At 46.9% G+C, this 22,210-nt stretch carries 15 protein-coding genes, 2 tRNA genes and 4 pseudogenes; 13 read left to right on the top strand and 8 right to left on the bottom strand.

The features are described from left to right. Positions 1–61: 61 nt before the first annotated feature. Complete coding sequence (locus tag QJR74_RS08665; RefSeq protein WP_304371467.1) at positions 62–679, top strand: histidine phosphatase family protein; 618 nt, start codon at positions 62–64, stop codon at positions 677–679. A 498-nt stretch (positions 680–1,177) separates the two neighbouring features. Here QJR74_RS08665 and QJR74_RS08670 read toward each other — a convergent pair whose 3' ends face one another. Both QJR74_RS08670 and QJR74_RS08675 read right to left on the bottom strand, forming a co-directional pair. Further along, positions 1,178–2,134, bottom strand: a complete 957-nt coding sequence (locus tag QJR74_RS08670) for a DUF808 family protein (RefSeq protein ID WP_304371468.1) — start codon at positions 2,132–2,134, stop codon at positions 1,178–1,180. Between the two features lie 23 nt (positions 2,135–2,157). Continuing rightward, entirely contained in the window at positions 2,158–2,433 is a 276-nt protein-coding gene (locus tag QJR74_RS08675) for a hypothetical protein (protein WP_304371469.1), read from the bottom strand. 180 nt (positions 2,434–2,613) lie between these two features. On the opposite strand from QJR74_RS08675, the gene shiA reads away from it, so the two are divergent. From shiA to QJR74_RS08715, 8 genes and pseudogenes are all read left to right on the top strand, one after another. Further along, positions 2,614–3,918, top strand: a complete 1,305-nt coding sequence (gene shiA / locus QJR74_RS08680) for a shikimate transporter (protein WP_304371470.1) — start codon at positions 2,614–2,616, stop codon at positions 3,916–3,918. Between the two features lie 126 nt (positions 3,919–4,044). Continuing rightward, entirely contained in the window at positions 4,045–4,701 is a 657-nt protein-coding gene (locus QJR74_RS08685; protein WP_304371471.1) for a hypothetical protein, read from the top strand. Positions 4,702–4,771: 70 nt separating this feature from the next. Then, positions 4,772–5,632 carry an EamA family transporter gene (locus QJR74_RS08690; RefSeq protein ID WP_304371472.1) on the top strand — a complete coding sequence of 287 codons (861 nt, stop codon included), beginning with the start codon at positions 4,772–4,774 and terminating at the stop codon, positions 5,630–5,632. A 167-nt stretch (positions 5,633–5,799) separates the two neighbouring features. Next, positions 5,800–5,875: transfer RNA gene (locus QJR74_RS08695), tRNA-Asn, on the top strand. A 109-nt stretch (positions 5,876–5,984) separates the two neighbouring features. Further along, positions 5,985–6,353, top strand: a pseudogene (locus QJR74_RS08700) (class II aldolase/adducin family protein); the annotation flags it as partial. Positions 6,354–6,358: 5 nt separating this feature from the next. Beyond that, positions 6,359–7,291, top strand: coding sequence for a 2-hydroxyacid dehydrogenase (locus QJR74_RS08705; RefSeq protein ID WP_304371473.1), 933 nt, complete (start codon positions 6,359–6,361; stop codon positions 7,289–7,291). A 217-nt stretch (positions 7,292–7,508) separates the two neighbouring features. Continuing rightward, complete coding sequence (locus QJR74_RS08710; protein WP_304371474.1) at positions 7,509–8,909, top strand: D-arabinono-1,4-lactone oxidase; 1,401 nt, start codon at positions 7,509–7,511, stop codon at positions 8,907–8,909. Further along, positions 8,906–9,739: a glycosyltransferase family 8 protein gene (locus QJR74_RS08715; protein WP_304371475.1), complete on the top strand. Its 834-nt coding sequence runs from the start codon at positions 8,906–8,908 to the stop codon at positions 9,737–9,739. Before QJR74_RS08710 ends, QJR74_RS08715 begins: the two co-directional genes overlap by 4 nt. A gap of 45 nt (positions 9,740–9,784) precedes the next feature. Here the strand turns inward: QJR74_RS08715 and QJR74_RS08720 are convergent, their stop codons facing one another. Together QJR74_RS08720 and QJR74_RS08725 are read right to left on the bottom strand one after the other, a co-directional pair. After that, positions 9,785–11,533 carry a putative bifunctional diguanylate cyclase/phosphodiesterase gene (locus tag QJR74_RS08720; RefSeq protein ID WP_304371476.1) on the bottom strand — a complete coding sequence of 583 codons (1,749 nt, stop codon included), beginning with the start codon at positions 11,531–11,533 and terminating at the stop codon, positions 9,785–9,787. A gap of 129 nt (positions 11,534–11,662) precedes the next feature. Further along, entirely contained in the window at positions 11,663–13,105 is a 1,443-nt protein-coding gene (locus tag QJR74_RS08725; protein WP_304371477.1) for an EmmdR/YeeO family multidrug/toxin efflux MATE transporter, read from the bottom strand. Positions 13,106–13,329: 224 nt separating this feature from the next. Here QJR74_RS08725 and QJR74_RS08730 point away from each other — a divergent pair, with 224 nt between their 5' ends. Further along, positions 13,330–14,775 carry an AMP nucleosidase gene (locus tag QJR74_RS08730; protein ID WP_304374007.1) on the top strand — a complete coding sequence of 482 codons (1,446 nt, stop codon included), beginning with the start codon at positions 13,330–13,332 and terminating at the stop codon, positions 14,773–14,775. Between the two features lie 40 nt (positions 14,776–14,815). Here the strand turns inward: QJR74_RS08730 and QJR74_RS08735 are convergent, their stop codons facing one another. Continuing rightward, entirely contained in the window at positions 14,816–16,111 is a 1,296-nt protein-coding gene (locus QJR74_RS08735) for an NCS2 family permease (protein WP_304371478.1), read from the bottom strand. Between the two features lie 234 nt (positions 16,112–16,345). Next, positions 16,346–16,591 (bottom strand): annotated as a pseudogene (locus QJR74_RS08740) (LysR family transcriptional regulator); the annotation flags it as partial. Positions 16,592–16,884: 293 nt separating this feature from the next. Between QJR74_RS08740 and QJR74_RS08745 the strand changes: the two are divergent. Next, a tRNA-Asn gene (locus tag QJR74_RS08745) sits at positions 16,885–16,960 on the top strand. Positions 16,961–18,655: 1,695 nt separating this feature from the next. Beyond that, a pseudogene (locus QJR74_RS08750) lies at positions 18,656–19,060 on the top strand (IS3 family transposase); the annotation flags it as partial. A gap of 40 nt (positions 19,061–19,100) precedes the next feature. Here the strand turns inward: QJR74_RS08750 and QJR74_RS08755 are convergent. Both QJR74_RS08755 and QJR74_RS08760 read right to left on the bottom strand, forming a co-directional pair. Beyond that, a pseudogene (locus QJR74_RS08755) lies at positions 19,101–19,244 on the bottom strand (IS1 family transposase); the annotation flags it as partial. Between the two features lie 411 nt (positions 19,245–19,655). Then, positions 19,656–20,804 (bottom strand): MFS transporter, encoded by a 1,149-nt coding sequence (locus QJR74_RS08760; RefSeq protein ID WP_304371479.1) that lies wholly within the window; start codon positions 20,802–20,804, stop codon positions 19,656–19,658. A 419-nt stretch (positions 20,805–21,223) separates the two neighbouring features. On the opposite strand from QJR74_RS08760, the gene QJR74_RS08765 reads away from it, so the two are divergent. Beyond that, positions 21,224–22,108, top strand: a complete 885-nt coding sequence (locus tag QJR74_RS08765; protein ID WP_304371480.1) for a PhzF family phenazine biosynthesis protein — start codon at positions 21,224–21,226, stop codon at positions 22,106–22,108. The last annotated feature ends 102 nt before the right edge of the window (positions 22,109–22,210 follow it).

Raw genomic sequence — 22,210 nt, forward strand, 5'->3', positions numbered from 1 at the left:
TTTTACTGCGAATGAGTACATGGAGTTTGTGGCGACAGACTTATGCTAAGGAGTTCAGCTGATGAGTATTACCTTTATACGCCATGCGCAAAGTGAGGCGAATGCAGGGGGAGTAAGTAAGCCGAACCCTATTATCGAACTAAGCCCTCTCGGGCACCAACAAGCCCTCGCGCTGGCCAGCGAGATTTCTCCCCCCCCTACCAAGGTCTACCTGTCTGAGTTTTTGCGTACTCATCAAACGGCCGCGCCGATTCTTGATAAATTCTCATTACAACCCGTCATAGTGCCTTGCTTGAATGAATTCAACGTTTTCGGCTTTGATGTGGTGAAGGGAATGACAGGGGCTCAGCGCTTACCTTTGGCTAAGCGCTACTGGAAGACCTGTGATCCCGATGCAAGCTTTGGTCAAGGGGCGCAATCTTTTAACGAGTTTTGCGCTCAAGTAGGTGAATTTATCACGCTATTGGCTGAGGGTAGGATTGTTGACGATAGTATCGTCTTTGGTCATGGAATGTGGTTTTCTGTCTTCTCTTGGTTACAGGAAACTCATAGTTCCCCCCCTATTAGCTCGACAGAAATGAAAGCGTTTTTCAGCTATTTAACACAACATCATCCTGCGAATTGCTCACAACATATTTTGCGCTACACTGATTGGCCTCCTACAGCACAACTTTCTTAGATACCTTTTACTGAGCTTGGTCGGACGTAGACCTTGCCTATTATGGAGGAAGCTAGGCGGATTTTTCACATTAGCCGGTCTATAGCATCTTGGCCCACTATTCCTTACGCCTTAACCCAGGATGACATTTCAAAAAAATTCGTGGCTGGATGGCTTTCTTTAATAACCTTTACCCGTGCAATGACGTTGTTCTCACGCGTAGGGCGGTGATCGCCGAAACGGACCGCTTTGTGTTGGCGTTCGAAAAAGAAAGTGAGGAGTCAGTGAATGCTAAGCAGAAGCGATAATCTTCCACGTTATTGAATAAGCGCTTGCCTAGGCCATAGAGATTAAGCGCTAAGTTTGTAAATGATATGATGTTAAGGCAATGGAGTTATTGCATAGAGAGCATGCGGTCACTGATGGGAGAAGGTTATACGTGTTGGTGGAAATTCGCTAGATTGCTCTTTCCTCGACAGCTTGCATCGAGGAAAAAGACGCTATATCACACGTTACCTATTACTCTTTGGGCTGTTCAGCTGCGGCTTTCTTACCGAATAGCTTGCTCACCGCTTTAACAACGATTAAAACCAGACCGCCCAAGATAGCTCCTACCACCAAACTCGCGAGATTAGTGATCACACTCTCACCTAGGCTACTGATCGCGGAGGGAAGCATCTGGGTCAGACTGTGCGTTAACCCTTCAATCCAGTGATGGAGTAACGGCCAACCATGTATGACGATGCCACCTCCGACGAGAAACATCGCTAAGGTGCCAACAACAGAAAGGAACTTCATTAACTTCGGGGCTAAAAGCAGTAAAAACTTACCCACACCACGAGCTAAGCCATTTTGACGCGCTTCAAGCCAATAGCCTGCATCATCAATTTTAACAATCACGCCCACAAGCCCATACACGCCAACCGTTACTAATAATGCAATGCCGGCCATAATAACAATCTGATTAAGTAACGGGGCTTCGGAAACGATTCCTAGCGTCAGCGTGACAATTTCAGCGGATAAAATAAAGTCAGTGCGTACTGCGCCTTTAATTTTATCTTTTTCATACTTGGCTGCATCTTCTTGGCTTAACTTAGCTAAACGCGCTTGGCGGGCTTCTGGGCTTTTTTTATCTTTTTCTGGAAAAATCCAATCAAGAACTTTTTCAATCCCTTCGAAACAAAGATAGGCTCCCCCCAACATCAATAATGGGGTAATTAACCAAGGCGCAAACGCGGAGATCAACAGCGCCAGTGGGACTAAGATCACTTTATTCAGTAGCGAGCCTTTCGCCACCCCCCAGACAACGGGTAGCTCTCGATTAGCTTTTACCCCACTGACTTGTTGTGCATTCAGTGACAAATCATCGCCAAGCACACCAGCCGTCTTCTTTGCCGCAACCTTACCCATTACTGAGACATCGTCGAGTAAGGTCGAGATATCATCTAATAACGCCAATAAACTTGTTCCAGCCACAATAGGTATCCTTATCAGTAGCGTTAAATGATGGCACTGTCTTGACAGCACGGGCAGTCATTTTCTTCGACTGCCGTCATATCAGCGAAGCCGGGAGTATCCCATTCCACACGAATCGGTTTTCCCGCTGGAGAAGCATGGTGGATATATTTATAGACAGGGGTTTCCGTTAATCCAGAAATCACTTCAGTCGCGATACACTCATCGCCCACATAAATTTTTGCGGTCGCTTTACTCGCCACCATCCGCTCGTCGTTTAACGCATAGAGACGGGTAACCGTAAGACGTATTCTCGGCATAACTTTCCTCGTTAATGTCGGGATATTCATTCAATTAGCTTTACACAATTCCTCGGATCCTGCCAATTTTCAAGCGAAAACACAGCGTAAAGCCGGCAACAGGCGATTGTTTTTCAATGAGAACTCAGTATTATTTGTCCGCCAATAAAAAACGCTTCGTCGTGGATAATAGATATAATTATGCAAGCAAACACCAACCTTTCAACACCCGCCCAGTCACCCTCATCTTCTCAAGCTAAACGTGCGGCTTGGGGAAGCTTCGCCGGCGCAGTCGTCGATTGGTATGATTTCTTATTATACGGCATTACCGCCGCCTTAGTCTTTAATCATCAATTTTTCCCTGCCATCAGTCCGGCGATGGGTACGCTCGTCGCTTTTGCTACCTTTGGGGTAGGCTTTTTGTTCCGACCATTGGGCGGCATTGTATTTGGTCATTTTGGCGATCGGTTGGGGCATAAAAAAATGCTTATCATCACCGTCTGGCTTATGGGGATATCAACAGCCGGAATTGGTCTACTCCCCTCTTTTGATACCTTGGGATGGTGGGCCCCGGTGCTACTGGTTACTCTAAGGGCCATACAGGGATTTGCCGTTGGCGGTGAATGGGGAGGAGCTGCCTTGCTGGCGGTTGAACATGCTCCCCAACATCGTAAAGCCTTCTACAGTAGCGGTGTGCAAATGGGTTATGGCGTAGGTTTATTATTAGCGACCGGCTCCGTCAGCCTGATTAGTACCTATACAAACGAAAGTCAATTTGCCAGCTGGGGTTGGCGTTTACCTTTTTTATTAAGTGTTATCCTTGTGGCCGTCACGCTGTGGTTACGTAATGGTATTGATGAATCGCCTGTTGCCGTTCCAGTGGAGAAAAAACCGCGGTTACCGGTTATTGAAGCACTTTGTAGACACCCTTCTGCGTTTTTCTTAATTATTGGCTTACGCTTGTGCGAATTACTGACGATGTACATCGTTACCACCTTCGCACTCAATTACTCTACGCAAAATCTTGGCTTACCCCGCGAGTTATTTCTATCAATAGGGTTGATGGTTGGAGCGGTCAGTTGCTTGACCATACCTTGTTTTGCTTGGCTTGCGGACCGATTTGGTCGTCGGCGTATCTACGCTACCGGCGCAATTATTGGTGCTATCAGCGCGTGGCCCTTTTTCTTAGCGCTTGAACAAGGCGCGACCCTGCCGATCATTCTTTTTTCATTGCTGTTGGCGAATCTGGCACACGACATGGTGGTTTGCGTTCAGCAGCCGATGTTTACCGAAATGTTTGGCGCGAGCTATCGCTATAGCGGTGCTGGGGTCGGTTACCAAGTCGCTAGTGTGATTGGCGGTGGCTTTACTCCCTTTATCGCTGCAGGACTGGTGACCCTGACACAGGGTAGCTGGCATGGGGTTGCGGTCTATTTAACCTTGGGATGCCTGCTTTCAGTATTCACTGTCTGTTTTGTTAAAAAAACACCCCGCAGCACAATGTAATGATAACCAAAGGGTAGCCGTAAGAGCGCCCTCTACGTGGTAACGGTGTGAACGCCAGTTAGCCCACTCGCTAACGTGTTACACTGACCACATTCAGTTCACACCTTAAAACAGGTATTTATCACTATGACGATTAACACAGAGTCGGCTGCTACGCCGAATATGGATGGGCTTTTCGTTACACCTTCATCGCTGGATCCAGAAAGTTCACCACAACTTAATTCCCTGTTAACGATTGCTCGCCAACAACAGCGTCACGATGAAACCTTAGCGGATAAGCGCACCCGCGGCTTTATGGTGCTCTTTATGTTTCTTTATCTGATGCTCGGCGCGTCGCTTACCCTCCCCACCTCACCCATTGATTTCACCCACACCGCTTTACGCTATGCTATTGAGTCTATTCCGGTATTGATCTCGTTTTCGGGCTTTTTTATCTCGGTACTCTTTTTCTTCTCAACCCGCCGAGCATACCGTCGCAATTTAAGCTGGCAAACGACTATTACTGCCTTAGAAGCGCGCACGGGTTATCAACTCAACCTATATATTGACCGAGCAAACTGTGGTCCACAAAACTATTCCAACACAGGCTTACAGAGCGCCTTGGCATTATTCGTCTGTGTGACTTGGGTGGTGCTCTATAACTTTTTCACCTTCACCACCAGTGGCGTGATTGGTAGTGTTATCTCATTGTTCATCAGCACTATGGTGTATGTGATGCTCGACATTCAGTTACTCAAGGCTTCGCAAGGCTCGGTTCCCGATGAGCAGGCCGACGCCCGCTAATCTCTCGTTGCCTTTCACTTATCAAGTCAGGCCAATGTTCTTTTCGTAAAGGTCAATTATTGTGTGGTATATGTTAGCAGTCACCCTTTTATGGGGGTCATCATTCAGCCTTACTGGGCATATTCTTGCTGGTCATGTTGATGGGTTCTTCTCGGTATTTATTCGTACGCTGATTGCCGCCATTATCTTTGTACCGATGATGACGTGGCGTGGGCTCCCAGCAAAATTGATTGCCGGACTTTGGCTTTGCGGCGCATTACAGTTCGGGATTACCTATGCATTGGCTTATCAGAGCTTCCGCTTATTGACGGTACCAGAAATGTTACTGTTTACCACCTTAACGCCACTGTATATCGGGTTAATCAATAACGTGCTGGATCGTCAGTTTAATCCTTGGACCTTGTTGGCCGCCGCCTTTGCGGTATCGGGAGGAATGGTTATTCACTATCATGGCCTGACCGGCGATTTTTGGCGTGGCTTCTGGATTTTACAGTTGGCCAATGCCACCTTCGCGGCCGGACAGGTGATCTGCCGTCGTTTATTGCTTGCACGCCATCCTCAATTAGGGATGACCAAAATATTCGGACACTTCTTTTTGGGGGCGGTATTAATTTCTGCCGTGCTATTTGCGCTTTTTGGTCATGCTGACCAACTGCCGCAAACCCCACTACAATGGGGATTACTGGTCTATCTCGGGCTGATTGCCACCGCATTAGGGAGCCTTTGGTTAGCAAAAGGCAGTACCCTGGTCAGTGTCACCGCATTAGCGATTTTCAATGAACTACACGTACCCATCGGTTTAGTGATCAACCTGCTGTTCTGGGGCAGTGATGTCCCTTTAGTACGTTTACTAGCCGGTTGTGCGCTTATCGCCGTCGCGGTCGGCATTAACTACTTGGGTGCAGCCCGTTATCGAGCTCGCCACGCTTAAGCTTAAGGCACCTTACTGCAGTAAGGTGCCCCTCTTATTAATCGAGCCCTAAATCTCCTTCATTTCTGCTCATTGCTTCTTTTATCGGCAGTCAGTTCACCCAAGTTAAAAACCGCTTTGACAAGGCCTGTGCGAGACGCTATTATCTGCCCCGTCTTCAGGACAATTCCTCTGTAGTTCAGTCGGTAGAACGGCGGACTGTTAATCCGTATGTCACTGGTTCGAGTCCAGTCAGAGGAGCCATATTTAAGAAGCCTGCCTAACGAAAGTTAAGCGGGCTTTTTGCTTTTCTACTTTCCTCACCCCCCTATTTTGCTTGAAATACGGTATTGCTTTTAAGAAGATGGCGTAGCTCAACCAAATCAGTACAGAGTTTTATCAGCGTGTAGGCTATCATCCCTATGAAGGGGTAGCCTTTGATTTGGAAAGAATCCAACGTTCTTTAGGGGATAACATTGCACTAATCCTAAAGAATCATGGATTACTTTCTGTCGGGCGTACCATCGCCGATGCTTTTTATATTATGTATTACCTCAATCGTGCCTGTGAAATCCAAATGGCGGCGACGCAACTGGCTCCGCTAGGTAGCCTTCCTACGATTCCCAAAGCATTAAGCCTGCATGCGTGTCAGCATTTGATGGGAGGTGAAGATGAACGCCAACTCGTGTGGCAAGCTTGGTTACGCCGACTTGACCGTATTGATGACTCTTATAAAAGTTAATGACTATGAATAAATCAATCGTTGTGGTGGATTGTGATGATCCCCTATTAGCAGAAGAAATTTGTGCCGCTTTAGCCGACTACAGTGAAGTAGAGGCCGTATTACCTGCCGATTCCCGAGCGCATGCCGCACAGTATGCGAGTTGTTGGTTCCCAGACCCGCTACTCTTGACACGCTCCCCTAACCTTAAGCTGGTTCAGGCCGCTTCCGCCGGTGTCGATCACTTACCTGAAGCCCTGTTCAGGAGCGAGATTCCCCTTTGCCGTGTCGTCGATGACAATTTCCGCCATGGTATGTTTGAATACGCCTTATGGGGAGTATTGCATTTCCAACGTTATTTTGATCGCGCGATCCATCACCAACAACAAAAGCATTGGCAACTTTACCCCCAGCGTTCTAGTAACATGTTTAAGGTGGGCATTATGGGGCTAGGTGAGATAGGGAGTTATCTCGCCCGTCAGTTTGCTTTACTCGGCTATGCGGTCTCCGGCTGGGCAAGGAGTGAAAAGTCATTAGAGGGCGTAACCTGTTTTGCCGGAGAGGGGCAACTTGATGCCTTTTGTGATCAACTAGACGTCATGATTAATGTTTTACCCTTAACAGCGCAAACACGCGGCATCATTGCTTCTCCCTTGCTCAGTAAATTACCGCAGGGTGCAGCCTTAATTAATTGCGGGCGAGGAGCCCATATGGTCAATAGTGAGGTAACCGCAGCATTAGATTGCGGCCAACTTAGCGGCGCACTGATTGATGTTTTTCCGGTCGAACCGCTACCCGACAACGACCCAATGTGGACACATCCTAAGGTCATTGTCACCCCGCATATGGCCTCTTCCGCTCAAGTCTCAGTGATTGTGACGCAGCTAATCGATAACATCGAGCGAATTCAGCAGCAACGTCCCCTACGTCATCAGGTCAATAAGGATCACGGCTACTGACCACTAAAGGGTGCTTCAGCGAGACAGCATCGCTCGAATCGCCCTGCTTTCCTATCCAATTAGGCTTATAAATCATCCAGTTGAGCCTTTACTTTCCCCTCGCCTCGAAAAAATTTGGTAAGATCTTCTGGAACAGTGATCTATTTCATGTTTTTAGCAAAAATCGTCTACGCTTAAACGACAACCATTTTTATGCCAACGAGCGAGTGGAGCGAAAGTGATACAGAACCCAATACTTTATCCCCAGCGTTCAACGGATGAACCTTCTGCAGAGCAGATCTTCAACTGGGCAAGGAATGCGCAATTAGGATCCAAGCAACAACTCTACACGCCAAAAGATGAAGCAGCCCTACAGGCTCTACTGCAAGAGAGTTCAGGCCCCATAAGAATTATTGGTAGCCGCCTCTCACCTGGACGTATGGTGTCCGCGCAACATGACGGTATCCTGCTGGATTTAAAACATTTCCGTGGCATTTTAGCGTTAGAAGATAACAGTGTTCGTGTTGCCGCGGGTACTCCGCTACAAGAGCTTTTTAAAACCCTGCAACAAAATGGACGAATGCTAAAGTGCTCCCCTGGCGTGATTGCCGTCCAAACAGTAGGGGGAGCGCTGGCGACAGGTACACATGGTCAAGGCTTACAACAGAGTGCCATCACGGATGAAGTACTAAGTTTTACGCTGATTTTAGCGAATGGAGAAAAACGAACGTTTCAACGCGGTGATGCCGAATTCTCCGCAGTCATGGTTAACCTAGGCTGCTTAGGGATTGTAACGGAAGTGACGTTAGCGACTGTGCCTGAAGGCTATTTTACCTGCGAAAAAACCGCCGTTAGTGCGGACACTCTCGAAACCGATATTATCGATTGGAATCGCCAGCACCTTTTTAGTAAGGCTTGGTGGTTCGTCGATGATAACTTACTGCATGTCTGGAATATCGACCCAGCGGATAAGTCAGCGCTGCAGCAGTACCACGAGAATGCTCAGCAAGTCGTTCGCCATTCTTCTGATCAAGATGAGAGCTTAAATGCGACCATTGATCAAACCTTGGCGTTAATGCATGCAGATACCCAAGTTCATGGCCACGGCGGGAAGCAGTTCCGTACCGTTGCTCGCTTTAAAGACTTTACCGATGTGACCGGTGATATTTACCAATTGCTGTGTCGTGGTATTGCCGTTCCGCAGATTAATGTTGAAATCGGCGTACCACTGGACCAAACTCCGGCCATTATTCGCCATATAAAGCAGTGGTATGCCGAGCAACAGCCACACATGCATTATCCCATTATTCTACGTTGCACCGGTGCATCAGAAGCGTGGTTAAGCCCTGCTTATCAACAGGAAACCTGTTATTTCGGCTTTGTCGTGTATTACGCTGATGACGGCTCCTTATCGCAAGATGGCCTGCACTTTCTCACCGAAGTTGAAAAAATTCTGGCGACTTATGGTGGACGACCACATTGGGGAAAATACTATGATCCTCAACACTATGATTGGTCGACCCTCTATCCAAAGTGGCAGGATTTTTCCGCGGTGAGGCAGCAACTTGACCCACAGCAGCGCTTTAGTAACCCCTATATCCACCAGCTGTTTCCCTCAATGATAGGAGATCACGAATGAACGCATGGGCAACCCTCCTCACACAAGACAACTATTTAGTTGGCGTGATTGCGCTGCAACGCTCACTGAAGCAACAACAGAGCCAGTGGCCTTTAGTGGTAATGGTGACGCCCAGCATTAGTCAGGCAACGCGTGAACAACTGGTAGCAGAAGGCTGTCGTTGGGTAGAAATTACTCCGCTCTATCCTAAAGCTGAGCTGAGTCAACATTATGCCTCTGCTCAATTCGGCGAAGTGTGGTCGAAACTACGTGTTTGGGGCTTAACGGATTATCGTCGAATCGTTTTCCTCGATGCCGACATGTTAGCAGTTAAGAATATGGACGAACTTTTCGACTTACCTTTACCTGAAGGTCATATCGCTGCGTGTCACGCGTGCCGATGTAACCCTAATCAGATCGCCAGTTACCCAGACAGTTGGCAACCTGATGCGTGCCATTATACTTGGCAAGAGAAGCATCAGCAGCCTCCAGAGACCTTGGATCTCTATCTAAATGGTGGCTTTTTAGTTATCACACCTAATGCAGAGATGGCCCAACACTTAGTGGATAAAGTTGAGGGGATCGATGATTTAAGTCGTTATCCATTCTCAGAACAAGACTTGCTCAACGAAATCTATGAAAATCGCTGGCAACCGCTCTCCTATGGCTATAACGCGCTAAAAACATTACCGTTTCAGCATAGTGGATTATGGAAATTCGATGAGGTTAAGAATATTCACTATATTCTTAAAAAACCATGGCAAAAGCCTCGCCATCCAAATGCGGACGAGCAGGACCGTGATACGCCTTTAGATACATTATGGTGGCAGGTTTATCAGCCAGAAAATTGATGACTAACTTAATTGGCTAAGCCATCCGGCTTAGCCAATATTCTTTCACTCTGTAACGAGATCTGATTCAAGTAATTTTTGAATTTGATTATTGCTCACTGCTGGACTGAATAAAAAACCTTGCCCGATGAGGTAACCTTCGTTAATCAGCGTATCGCATTGTTCTTGTTCTTCCACCCCTTCTGCCACCACATCCATGCCGAGGCAATTTGCCAGTAACAATAACGCTTTGATGATTGCCTTACCTTCGCGTCCTTGGTGTAAGCTACTGACGAAACTACGGTCAACTTTGATTACATCAACAGAGTAGTCTTTGATGTTGCTCAATGTGGAGTATCCGGTGCCAAAATCATCCAAAGCGATAGTGATACCCTGCGATCTCAGCTCTTTAATCGCGCGGATAACGAACTCTGCCCCGTGTCCAACAATCATATGCTCGGTGATTTCAATTTCGATTAAACGCGGGTCAATGCCATAATGATGAATCTGCGCCAGACATTTTTCTGCATAATCGTCCAACATAAATTCTACGGGTGAAGCATTGAGCGAAACGGGTACAAGCTTTAGACCTTTTTCGGTCCAGGCTTTAATATCCTTGAAGACCCGAGTCCGCATTTGCTCGCCAATTTTTTCCACCAACGCTCTATTTTCGAAGGCCGCCCAGATTGCGCCCGGATAGGCAAGCTCGCCCGTCGATGTGGTAAAGCGTAATAAAGCCTCGAGTCCGACCAGTTGACCGTCATTAAGTCTCACCTTAGGTTGATAGTAAGGTTCAATCTTATGGTGATCAATGGCGTACTGCGCTAACTCCAACTGTTCGGCGATACGTGTGACGCTTTTCATCAATTGACTGTGATATTGCAACACGCCGCCACGGCCATTCTGCTTAATTTCACTGAGCGCAACGTTGGCAGCTTTCGTTAACATATCACTATTTTCAACGGAATAAGGCCAAGTTGCTGATCCGATACTCATTGAAAGGCGTACAGATTGCCCATTGTGACTAATAGGTTTAGCGACGGTATTAATAATATTTTGGGCAATTTGCGTAATTTCGTCAGTACTTATTGTCTGCGGAATAATGATCGCGAACTCATCACTTGCCAGACGGGCGACATAACCTAGACCTGAGAGTTTTTTGATTATCCTTTTAGCGACCACTTTTAAAACATGATCACCAAAATAACTGCCACGTGTGTCATTCAGCAGTTTAAATTGGTCAAGATCAGCATGGAGTAGGGTCACAGATTGGTCGGTCGCCTTAGCGATACGCAGCGCCCTTTTTAGATAAGACTGAAAATGACGGCGATTCGGGATATTCGTCAGCTCATCAAACTCACTTAAGTGACGTAATTTAGTTTCTGCGGAACACTGTTGTGTCACGTTTCGCGAGACACAAAGAATGCTCTCCACTACTCCTTGCTCATTCAGGACTGGAGTAAGTAAATTATCCCAGAAAGTCGTTTCACCTTGTTCACTGATACTTTTTCCAAGAAACTGAGCATTTTCTCCCAAACGTGCTCTGCCTAATGCTTTTTTACCGGCTTTACGAATTTCTTCTGGTAGCAAAAGTAACCACTCCATTCCAAAACCGGAATGGGGATCGACACCTAGCGCATTACAACCAGATTGGTTCATGTTGACGACACAACCGTCTGGCGTCAGAATTTTGATACAATCAATGCTAGCATCGAGCATTGCTTTGTAAGCGTTTAAAGTCTCTAAATGACCTTTATCGTGTTTGCTATCATCATGAATGGGCGATGAGGCAGCCGTTGGTAAAGTATTTGTCATTATATCCTCAGAAATTAGAGCTTTTGCTTACCGGTAGAAGAAGTGAAATAGTTTTAAACATTATGTTGCCAATATCTCACATTAAACCTAATAAAGCAGATTGCAATAAGAATATTCTTACCACCCCTATTACTTTCCTTTTGCCGTGCGCAGGATCATTTTTCGATAGTTATTTAACCAAGTGCCACTGTACAATCGCCACAAGAAACACGTGCCACGAACCGCCCAATCCATTACCATGCCTAACCAGACTCCCACCACTCCCCAGCCTAACCAGATACCCAGAACATACCCCATTACCACACGGGCGCCCCACATACTGAACATCGATACATACATCGCAAAACGCGCATCGCGGGCCCCTTTCAAACTTGCCGGTAATACCCATGAGCATGCCCAGATTGGCATAAATGCGGCGTTAAGCCATAACAGATGCTGCGTCACCTTAATGACCTCAGGGTCAGCAGTATAAAAACGAGCTAAAAGCCCCGCGAAAGGGATAGTTGTCCAAGCGATGAGCGTCAGTCCAATCGTGGCTAGCCAAAATACATGACGGATCTGCTTTTCTGCTTGATAGACTTGATCGAGCCCTAAACGCTTACCCGTTATGATGGTCGATGATGAGGCCAAAGCGTTGCCGGGTAAATTAATTAAGGATGCGATTGAGAAGGCAATAAAATTCCCTGCGATATCGCTGGTACCCATTCCCGCTACATAAATTTGGGTCAGTAATTTACCACCGTTAAAGAGTACTGACTCCACACTGGCGGGCACACCAATACTCAATACTTCTTTCAAAATAAGCGCATTCCAGCGTGAGAAATAACTTTTAATCGGGATTAACAATGCCCCACTAAAGCGATTGGCCAACACAATAATAATCACTATCGCCCCGATATAACGAGAAAGTGTCAAGCCTAACCCTGCCCCACTGAAACCGAGTCCATTCCAACCTAAACATCCATAGATGAGTATTGAGCTGATGATAATATTCAAAATATTCATCCCAGCGTTAACTAACATGGGGACTTTAGTATTGCCTGCTCCTCTTAATGCGCCACTGCCAATCAATGCAATAGCGGCGGCGGGATAACTCCATGCTGAGATATGCAGATAATTGAGTGCCATCGCCTTGACCTCAGGCTCGGCGCTACCCGCTATCACCTGAATGATATCTTGCCCAAAAAATTCAATGATCACAGCGAGAGCAAAGCCCATGACAGTCATTAGTCCGAGAGATTGCCGGGCCGCAGCACGGGCGCGTTCGCCATCACCTCTCGCTAAGCTAAATGCGACGACCACTGTGGTACCAAGATCGATCGCCGCGAAAAAAGCAATGACGACCATATTAAAACTGTCGGCGAGCCCTACCCCAGCCATCGCGGCTTTACCAAGCCAACTGACCAGAAAAGTACTTAACACCCCCATCAATAATACGCAGAGGTTCTCAATAAAAATGGGGACGGCGAAGGGGGTAATCTCTCGCCAAAAAAGGGTTCGGTAGCGGCGTCGCTGGCGATACCAAGGCGTTCGTTGAATCACTTGAGCAAGGGGACGAATAACACGCTGCACAATGCACATCCTTTTTTCTACAGGGAGAAGACAGAGGGTATCAACGATTTCATCTTGCTTGATAGGTATCGATTAACTGTAGTGTTTAAAAATTAATAACTCAATAATATTTAACAAAATTAACACAATTCTGGCTTATGCTGTGTGCTGTTTGTAATGTATAAAAAACGAGGTAGAGTAAACCTATGTTTACGTACCCGCCTGATGAAGAGAGGTTCACCATCATGTCACAACCGACGTTAGCCATCGACCAAGCGCTAGACCAATTAGAATCCGACTACGAGAGTGCCGTGACCGCGTTAAGAGCAGCGTTAGAACGCTATGTTACCTCAGGCGAATTACCCAGTAGCGAGGCACGACAAGCTGGCGCTTTTTCCTATCCTGAGCTGGTGCTGCATTGGCAAGGTGAACAAACTCCGGTGCAACGCGTGCGGGCCTGGGGACGTTTCACCCATGCAGGCACTTACAGCGCGACCATTACTCAACCAGCACTCTTTCGTCACTATTTGACCGAGCAATTGGAGATGCTCAGCAAAGAGTACCAATTTACCCTAGAGGTAAGACGCTCTTCGGTTGAGATCCCCTACCCCTATGTTTTAGATGGCTTGGGGCTCACCATTGAGCGCCAGCAAATGGCCACTATTACTCGGTACTTTCCCACTACTGATTTAGCCAATATTGGCGATGATATCTCTGACGGTTTAGTCACTCATGACCAAGAACTCCCCCTCGGCCAGTTCGATGCTCTGCGGGTCGATTTTTCATTAGCCCGTCTTAAGCATTATACCGGCACGCCCCCGGAAACTGTTCAGCCCTATATCCTATTTACTAATTACACCCGTTATGTCGATGAGTTTATTCGCTGGGGAAAAGAGCAAGTTGCCGATCCAAATTCTCCCTATATCGCCTTAGTGTGTGCGGGCGGAGACGTATTAGATGCCAGTAATGTTGACCAAGAGTTAAGCCAAGACGCGTGGAAAAAACATCAAATGCCCGCTTGGCATTTGGTGACAGAGGATAATCAAGGGATCTCCTTAATCAATATTGGTGTGGGCCCATCCAATGCGAAAACGATCTGTGATCACCTGGCTGTGCTACGGCCTCATGCATGGCTAATGATTGGTCACTGCGGCGGATTACGAGAGAGCCAGAGAATTGGCGATTATGTGCTGGCTCACGCCTATCTACGCGACGATCATGTGTTAGATAGCGTGTTACCCGCGGATATTCCCGTACCCAGTATCGCTGAAGTGCAACGCGCGCTCTACGATGCAACCCGACATCTTTCGGGCGAGACTGACAGCACCAGTATTAAGCAACGATTACGTACCGGAACGGTAGTGACCACCGATGACCGAAACTGGGAGCTACGGTATGCCGCGTCGGCCCTGCGATTTAACCTAAGCCGTGCGATTGCCGTGGATATGGAGAGCGCGACCATCGCAGCACAAGGCTATCGCTTCCGTGTTCCTTATGGCACGTTGCTTTGTGTTTCTGATAAACCTTTACATGGTGAGATTAAGTTGCCGGGTCAAGCCAACCGTTTCTATGATGGAGCCATTTCTGAGCATCTACAAATTGGGATTTGTGCGGTCGACCTACTAAGAGCGGAGGGAGATAAACTGCATTCTCGCAAGTTACGCACCTTCGTAGAACCCCCCTTCCGTTAAAAAAAAAGCGTTAGGTTTTTGGCCTAACGCTTTTATCTTTCTAGGTTGTCAGCCAACCCAATTTAATCACGAACAGCACGGTTAAGACGATTAAGGCTGGGTTGAGCTCTTTATATTTACCGGTACAGAGCTTAATCACCGTCCAACTGATAAAACCGAATGCAATACCATTAGCAATCGAGTAGGTCAAAGGCATCGCTAAAGCGGTAATGGTGACCGGTGCCGCGGTAGAGATATCCTTCCAATCGATTTCCGCTAAACCAGAGGCCATCAGGACCGCAACGAAGAGTAATGCAGGCGCGGTAGCATAAACCGGCACACTACCGGCTAACGGAGAGAAAAAGAGCGAAAGTAAGAACAAGATACCGACGACGATTGCGGTCAGTCCCGTACGCCCGCCAACGGCTGCACCCGCACTAGACTCGACAAAACTGGTGGTGGTTGAGGTGCCGAGTAGTGAACCGAACAGCGCCGCGATACTGTCAGAGAGCAGCGCACGTCCCATAGAAGGAATATTCCCCTGCTCATCGGTCAATCCTGCTTTACGTGTCACACCAATTAGCGTTCCCGAGTTATCGAACACATCGACAAACAAGAAGGCAAAAATCACGCTGACCAGCCCAACATTGAAGGCCCCTGCAATATCTAACTGTAAGAAGGTCGGTGCAAGCGAAGGCGGTGAAGAGATCACACCACCAAAAGGGGATAGACCCGTTAAAATGGAAATCGCAGTGATGACCAGAATACCAATTAAGATGGCGCCAGTAACGCGACGTGCTTCGAGGATAACGATCAGGAAAAATCCAGCAATCGCTAACAGAGGACCCGGTTTAGTCAAGTCACCCATGCCCACCAAGGTTGCAGGGTTATCGACGACGATACCCGCACCTTCAAGTGCCACAATGGCCAAAAACAGTCCAATTCCGGCAGCGATCGCAGAGCGCAGTGCAAGGGGGATACTACGGATGATCCACTCTCGAATTTTGAAAATCGAAAGGCAGAAAAACAGTACTGCCGAAATGAAAACGGCGCCTAAAGCGACTTGCCAGTGATAGCCCATATGCAGCACAACAGTATAAGTGAAGAAGGCGTTCAGCCCCATTCCTGGTGCGAGAGCAATAGGTAAATTGGCAATCATTCCCATCAATACTGAGCCAATTGCGGCGGCAAGGCAGGTCGCAACAAAGACAGCCCCCTTATCCATGCCGGTTTGTCCCAATATCGAAGGGTTAACGAACAGAATATAGGCCATTGCCAAAAAGGTCGTAATGCCTGCAATGACTTCAGTTTTAACGTTGGTGTTGTTTGCCTTTAATTTAAAGAGCTTTTCGAGCATGTTATTTTCTCAAATTATCGTCATTTATACACAATACTCTGCCAATGCTGGCATTCATCGCGTGCTCAAGGTGTTGGAACGCTTCATACGTAAACGTTTTCGTTCCGGCGAAGGATCCTAAAGGGGGGAAGCCGCCTGAGCAATAGTTTTTTATCACTTTGTCCAAGAAAGTTGCCGGCGGCTAGCCTACTAAGCGATGGATTAGGCCGTTTGCGTCATCAAGGGTGTAGAGGATACAGCCACTCGAGCAAACTCACACTGTTTCAAAATTGACTTGGCATGGTGATAGAGGACCTGACCCGCGTCGGTAGGTGTGACACCTCGCTTAGTGCGAATAAGGAGTTGTTGGTTAAACTCACCTTCTAAGGTGGCCAATTGCTGACTCAGTGCTGGCTGGGCAATATGCAGGACTTCACTTGCACGAGTAAGGCTTCCTGTATCGACAATTTTTACGAAATATTTTAAGCGTCTTAGATTCATGATTCACTCCTACCTAGGATAAGTGGCGTCAGACTCGCCGCAAGTGAATCAAGTAAGCAATTATCAGGCCAATTTCCTTAAGTACCCTATTCCCTACTTTTTTTTCTTATAGGTCTTTCTCTTTTCCCCTACTTTGCACCCTTATAAAGCAAAGACTGATCTTTTAGTGCAGCCTTTATTGTTCACAGTCTACCCAGCTTGGTCACTAAGCCAGCAAACGCAGATCGGAAAGGAAAAAGAGCTTTGACAAGCGCTGAGCACAACACTATTATCTGCCCCGTCTTCAGGACAATTCCTCTGTAGTTCAGTCGGTAGAACGGCGGACTGTTAATCCGTATGTCACTGGTTCGAGTCCAGTCAGAGGAGCCAAATTTAAAAATCCCGCTATCGCAAGATAGCGGGATTTTTGCTTTCATGCCGGTTTGCGAATCTTAATATGTCCCAGATTCATTGGGTTAGCGTGAAAGTCTTCCCGATGCATTTTCAGTTTACCCTCTGCACCGGCAGAATTTAGTGGTCAGATTTGGGGTCTTTCCGGTTCGATAATGGAGTGACCCGCCTATGTCTCTTAACGACTCAAAAATCCGCAACTTAACACCACCTGTTCCCCCCATAAAATTATCCGATTCACACGGCCTGAATCTTCACGGTAAACCTACTGGTTCAGATAATGCTGCCAACCTGTTGATGACCATTTGAATCTGCAGTCATTCAATCCTTGTAACACCAAGTGATCTTGTTATCAGTGAAAATATGGAATCAACAAGTTGGTATCATTATCCCCAATTCCAATCTAGTCGATGTAGTTCGACACCTAAGCGTTATGCGAGGATTGATACACATCCTCGTTAATAACTCATATTTATCGTTGCTTCATCACCTTCCAGAGAAAGAAGCGACACTTGGCCATCTCGTTGATTACCCAGATTATGGAATACGAATCAGAGCTTGCCGTGGGAAAAATATTATCGACCACTACGATGATATTCCCTACGACACCCTTAAATTAAGTCGTAATTGGAAGCATAATAGCCGTAGAAAGAAGTAATTTTACCGTTAATGTTAAGCCCTTAATTAAGAGGGTATTACCAAGAAAATAGAGGGTAGATGATGAGAACAATCACCCTACGCGAACAATATTTAACTAAAGGGGACGTTAGTGAGAGGACGGCTACACATATCATGACTGACGTGCGGGGCCTTGAAACGCTGTGCGGAGTTAGTTTTGCTAAACTACATAATGATAATAATGAGATCGTTGTATTGGTTCGGGGCAGCTTCTAATGACTTGCGCAGCCTGTCGCTTGATCTGGCATGATGCATATCACTTCAAGCAGACTGATTTTGATATAAGTCCTGAGAAAGGGAGATTTGAAGAAACCCCTCTCTCTGAGATCACCCTAGGGAAAGAGGCCGAGACAGAATAGGACCATATAACCGGCTAAACCTATACCTGACCTTCCCCTTTGTAAAAACTGCCCGTTAAGGACAATGCTGGCGGCTGTAGAGGCACTAACGACCCTATTAGGTATATGATGATGAAAATTAAAGGCATCCCTTACTCAGAATTTAAAGCCAGAGCATTAATGGAGAAGTTAGTGTGGCGAAATTATCAGCGTGAGCGCAGATCTGAAGCCATGAAATCGGTTATTAACGCCATGGCATACATAGGTATCGCAGCGCTTATGAAATATATCTTTGTTGGGTAGATTAAAAAGGTAACACCTTAACCCTATGATACAGTAGGATATATTATAAATACTGATACTGCTGAGTCGTTAAATAACTCAACAGACTAGAATATAGAGGGAAAAATGCTCACGAAAACAGCTACCATTTTATTCACATTAGTATTGGTTCTGTGCGTTTGTAACTCATTATTAGGAACGTACAATTTTTTCCTAGATACAAGTAAAACTACTACGCTCAGCGTATTACACTACTACACACCAACTTTAGTTGTGGGTGTCTTCTACTACTTTTCCGTATTGAGAAGAAAACGTACTTTATCATAAGTAAGTCCTCTCAATACTCTATTCTTGAGGGCTGACATCTTTCTAGGAAACTCGTCTCGATATCGCTACCCACCGTCTTTATGCCTGGATAGAGAAATACGAGCAGGCCTCTTCCACCAACAAAGAGCAGTCAGATGCTCAGGCCGATATCCGTCGACTCCAGCAGGAGTTAAAGCGGATTACTGACGAACGGGACCTATTAAAAAAAAGCCGCTGCGTATCTCGCAAAGCTGTCCGACTGCGGAACGCTTTTATCCGTGACAACTCCTGGTGTTGGACTGTTCGTCTCCTCTGTCAGGAGCTGAATATTCATCCGAGTGGGTGACACACTTCGGTTCAGCAGCCATATTTGCCACGGCACCAGACGGATTTCAGACTGACAGGACAAATCAAAAAACTCTGGCTGGCGTCCGGTTACGTTTATGGCTACCCTAAGATCCATCTCGACCTGAGATATGCTGCCTTAGGGTTAGGTTATGACGTTCAATACGCTAAGTAAAACGCTTACTATTAGACTGTATTTCTCTCTTCAGTCTTTTCACGTAAGTGGGTTAACCGTCTGTCGCCCAGACCACAACAGCGGACTCAGAGAGTAGCGCCAACAAAGGTTCCAGTGTATCTAGATTTTTTTCTCCGAATGCTTGTCAATCAGCGAGTTAATGGCTGAGGCGATCCCCGTCAGAGGAACCAAACTCTCCATTTCATACTCGAAAAATGTATTATCAATCCCTTCCTCGAACCTAAAATTAACTCTTTAAGCCTGTTTGTTTAAGGGTGGACTTTATCAAGCTTCCCCTCCTCTTCGGCAATCCCTATCAATCAGCAAAGTCATTAATCTCTCGTATTCGGTAAATCTTCAACTTGATAGTCATTTCCCCCTGATTACGTCACTCTTTACTCTCTAAGTGGTATTGTGCTTAGGCTCAGTTATCCAGTATCGAAATACCCAGCCTTCTCAACAAAATACAGAATAGGTGACCAGTGAGTCCAACAACCCATGAAGAGGTTTTTGAGTTCTCAAACCGAGTCGCAGCTTACAGCTAATAACCTTATCGAAGTTTCAATGCGCCCAACACAACGATTAGTAATGAAATCGCGATAAAAATAAATGCCGCCGCTAAACTGCTTAAATGGGCGATAAAGCCAATTACGGCAGGGCCCATAAGAATACCGAGATAACCGACTGTTGAGACAAAGGCAACAGACATATTCGAAGGCATTATTTTTTCTAATCCCGCAAGGGTTGTGACGACCGGCGCCACATTGGCAGCACCAATACCCACCAGAATAAAGGCAGCAAGCGAGGTTTCCCACCCAGGCAATAAAACGGCTAAGGTGTAGCCGCTCATCGCACAAATACCACTCAAGATAAGTAATTTTCTACGCCCCACTGCACTAATCAGTCTATCCCCCATTAGCCGCATAATGGCCATCGCAACCGCGAAAGTGGCATACCCCCATCCAGCATGGTCGAGAGAGAGCCCCCGCTCGGAAGTCAGCCAGATACCGCTCCAATCAAGCATCGCCCCCTCAGCAAGAAAGCATGTCATGCACATTAATGCCATAAGCAGTAATCGTGGATGCAGTCTGAAACGGCTCTGTTCTGCTTCGGCATGTGTTGCGAAAGGCAGTAGATGCTTACCTACCATAAACATGACCAAAACAATCACGGATAACGCGGCGATAGACATCATCATGGGTGACAGTCCACTACTGAGGGCAATACTCCCGCCTGCCGCACCCACTATGCCCCCTATGCTAAATAGCCCATGGAACCCGGACATCAGTGGCTTAGTGGAGGTTTGCTCAATCAGCGCTCCTTGAATATTGACGGTCACATCGGTTAACCCTACCCCCGCCCCAAAGAGGGCGAGACTCAGGATCATAACCCCTATCGATTCGGCTGTCGCGAGGAAGGGGAAAGCAAAACAGACCATCAATGAGCCCGCAATGATCACCGCACGACAGCCAAAGCGCCCGGCGAGCCGACCCGAAAATAACATACTGATCAGTGAGCCACTGCCAAGACACAATAAAAGCAGACCGAGTGAACCGGAATCCAGCTGTAAACGGTGTTGTGCATAGGGTACCAATGGAGCCCAAGCTCCCATGGCGAAGCCCGCCACAAAGAAAGCGGCTCGTGTAGAACTTCTTCTGGAAGAGGTGTTAATTGCGTGAGGTGCAACAGTTGTAGGCATCGATCCTCAGTGGGTGTAAGCAGTAGATGGTATCGATAGTATAAGTAGAAGAGCACTAAAAACCCAATTCCCGAACGTTAACGGGCTCTTCACTGTCAACATCGGATAAGTTATTCAGCACCGTGCAGCGTTCTATAACCTTTTAGTAAAAGATGAGTTGATTTTGAACCCGATGACCTGTGTAAAAGAGGACTCGTGAAGATGGCAACGATAGGCTCACCATGGTTAATTCCCGCCAAAAATAGCTCACCGCCTTAAGCGGCCTCTAGACGAATGTATAATCGTATTTCTCTGCCTGACTCCCTTGGGTAACGATTGTATCCCTCTGTATTCCAAACATCTGTATCTGTCACCAACATATCGAGATGCGTATCATCATTACAATATAGTTTACTTACTCACTTGAGAAGAGGTTGGTTATGCAAGCGTTAGCGGTTAATTTTAAGCAGGTCGATGTATTCACGTCTACACCCTTCAAAGGTAACCCCGTGGCAGTCATCCTGGATGCTCGTGGTTTATCAACGGCTCAGATGCAAGCCATTGCTAACTGGACTAATCTATCAGAAACCACCTTTGTTCTCCCCGCTGAAAACAGTGAAGCTGACTACCGTGTAAGAATTTTCACCCCTAAAAGTGAACTCCCTTTTGCGGGTCACCCAACCATTGGCACCGCCTGGGCGTTACTGGAAGCGGGGAGAGTCGTGCCCCATGAAGGTCATCTTATCCAAGAATGCGGTGCTGGACTGGTTAGACTGACCCTTACCCTAGGTCATAACGGGGAGACCTCGATCGCCTTCGATCTACCCAAGCCTCACATCACTGAACTGAGTCCTGAACAAATAGATGCAATTGAGGAAATGATTGGTTGCAAGATCAGTCGCTCCCTCTGCCCCGCTTTGGTCGACGTCGGCGCTAAATGGATAGTTGCTCAGTTATCTGACGCCTCATCCGTACTCAATGTCACGCCTGATTACGCACGATTGCGTCAGCATGACCTCGCCATGGCGATTACGGGGATATGCCTTTACGGTGATTATCCTCAACAAGAAGAAATGACGATTGAAGTTCGCTCTTTTGCCCCCGCCTGTGGCGTTAACGAAGATCCGGTTTGTGGCAGCGGAAACGGCAGTGTAGCCGCCTTTATTCGTTATCACGGCAAAGAGCTGTCAATGCCTCTTCAGGTAAAGGCTTCTCAAGGACAAGCCTTGGGTCGAGAGGGTAAGGTATCACTTATTATCGATCACGATATTATCAAGGTGGGGGGATGTGCCGTGACCTGTATTGATGGGCAAATTAACCTTTAAGTTAAAGCGGTATACTGACGCTAAACTTATCTGCATTAATGATAATTCGTGTAAATCCGTACCACCCGGTACAACAGTATTTTCTAAGGGGTTAGCTTACTC

Origin of the sequence: Tatumella ptyseos, assembly GCF_030552895.1 — a bacterium.
Lineage (GTDB): Bacteria > Pseudomonadota > Gammaproteobacteria > Enterobacterales > Enterobacteriaceae > Rosenbergiella > Rosenbergiella ptyseos_A.